A 2,500-nucleotide genomic window follows, 5' to 3' on the forward strand; every position below is an offset into this window, starting at 1 on the left:
AAAACGCAAAAAACCCTTACTAGATAACTAGTAAGGGTTTTAGAAATACCGATTGATCTCGGTAAAAAAAGGCGGCGACCTACTCTTCCACAGTAAAGCAGTACCATCGGCGCAAACGGGCTTAACTACTCTGTTCGGAATGGTAAGAGGTGAGCCCCGTCGCTATAACCACCTTAAATTTTGGTTGTTATAAATAATCAACACTAATATTGTTGACATATTGAAAAAATCACATGATATGTATCGTAACGTATACTTTAATAAAAAAACAGACTCGCTCGTTAACCATTGCTGGCCTTCAAGCGAAGTCGAAGTGACAATAAGCCTATGGGTTATTAGTACTACTTGGCTATGACATTACTGCCTTTACACCTATAGCCTATCAACGTGGTCATCTTCCACGACCCTTAAAAGAAATCTCATCTTGTGGTGGGTTTCGCGCTTATATGCTTTCAGCGCTTATCCCTTCCGAACGTAGCTACCCTGCAATGCTCCTGGCGGAACAACAGGTACACCAGAGGTTCGTCCAACTCGGTCCTCTCGTACTAGAGTCAGATCCACTCAAATTTCTAACGCCCACAGTAGATAGAGACCGAACTGTCTCACGACGTTCTGAACCCAGCTCGCGTGCCACTTTAATGGGCGAACAGCCCAACCCTTGGGACCTTCTCCAGCCCCAGGATGTGACGAGCCGACATCGAGGTGCCAAACCCCCCCGTCGATATGAGCTCTTGGGGGAGATCAGCCTGTTATCCCCGGAGTACCTTTTATCCTTTGAGCGATGGCCCTTCCATACGGAACCACCGGATCACTATGCTCTACTTTCGTACCTGATCGACCTGTATGTCTCTCAGTCAAGCTCCCTTATGCCATTGCACTCTACGCACGGTTACCAAGCGTGCTGAGGGAACCTTTAGAAGCCTCCGTTACTCTTTTGGAGGCGACCACCCCAGTCAAACTACCCACCAAGCACTGTCCCTGGTTAGAGGTTAGACTCTAGATAAGCAAAGGGTGGTATTTCAACAATGACTCCACAACGCCTAGCGACGCCACTTCAAAGTCTCCCACCTATCCTACACATTACTTATCCAAAGCCAATACTAAGCTATAGTAAAGGTTCACGGGGTCTTTTCGTCCCACTGCGGGTAATCGGCATCTTCACCGATACTACAATTTCACCGAGCTCATGGCTGAGACAGTGTCCAGATCGTTACACCATTCGTGCAGGTCGGAACTTACCCGACAAGGAATTTCGCTACCTTAGGACCGTTATAGTTACGGCCGCCGTTTACTGGGGCTTCATTTGAGATCTTCGAAGTAAACTTCTAAACCCTCCACTTAACCTTCCAGCACCGGGCAGGTGTCAGGCCCTATACATCATCTTTCGATTTAGCAGAGCCCTGTGTTTTTGATAAACAGTCGCCTGGACTCTTTCACTGCGGCCCCCCCAGAGGGGGGCGACGCTTCTCCCGAAGTTACGCGTCCATTTTGCCTAGTTCCTTAGCCATGAATCTCTCGAGCACCTTAGAATTCTCATCCCAACTACCTGTGTCGGTTTAGGGTACGGGCTGCTTCACTCGCTTTTCTTGGAAGTCGATTTGCTAGATTATCACCTTGACCGTAGTCTCAGTGTACTATCGCGGTGTTACCACTCGCTTCAACGTACTATTCCGTCAGTACGCACTAACTTTTCGCCTCCGTCACTTTTAACGTGAGCAGGTACAGGAATATTAACCTGTTGTCCATCCACTACCCCTTTCGGGTTCGCGTTAGGTCCCGACTAACCCTCAGCTGATTAGCATAGCTGAGGAAACCTTAGTCTTTCGGTGTGCGGGTTTCTCGCCCGCATTATCGTTACTTATGCCTACATTTTCTTTTGTAGCTTCTCCAGCATGCCTCACAGCACACCTTCGACGACACTACAATGCTCCCCTACCACTTTTACAAGTCCATAGCTTCGGTAATATGTTTATGCCCGATTATTATCCATGCCGAACCGCTCGACTAGTGAGCTGTTACGCACTCTTTAAATGAATGGCTGCTTCCAAGCCAACATCCTAGCTGTCTAAGCAGTTCAACCTCGTTTATTCAACTTAACATATATTTGGGGACCTTAGCTGATGGTCTGGGTTCTTTCCCTCTCGGACATGGACCTTAGCACCCATGCCCTCACTGCTGATTAACATTTTATAGCATTCGGAGTTTGTCAGGAATTGGTAGGCGGTGAAGCCCCCGCATCCAATCAGTAGCTCTACCTCTATAAAACTATAAATCAACGCTGCACCTAAATGCATTTCGGGGAGTACGAGCTATTTCCGAGTTTGATTGGCCTTTCACCCCTACCCACAGGTCATCCGAAGACTTTTCAACGTCAACCGGTTCGGGCCTCCACTGTGTGTTACCACAGCTTCACCCTGCCCATGGGTAGATCACACGGTTTCGCGTCTACCACTACTAACTAAAGCGCCCTATTCAGACTCGCTTTCGCTACGGATCCGGA

2 rRNA genes (1 of these 2 cut by a window edge) are annotated in these 2,500 nt (G+C 48.2%); both read right to left on the reverse strand.

The annotated features are described in order from the left end of the window. Nucleotides 1–66 precede the first annotated feature (66 nt). Nucleotides 67–176 (reverse strand): 5S ribosomal RNA (rrf, locus tag ACXGSQ_RS00005). A gap of 139 nt (nt 177–315) precedes the next feature. Next, nucleotides 316–2,500, reverse strand: a 23S ribosomal RNA gene (locus ACXGSQ_RS00010); it runs 640 nt beyond the window's last position.

The organism is Winogradskyella sp. PC D3.3, assembly GCF_054366245.1.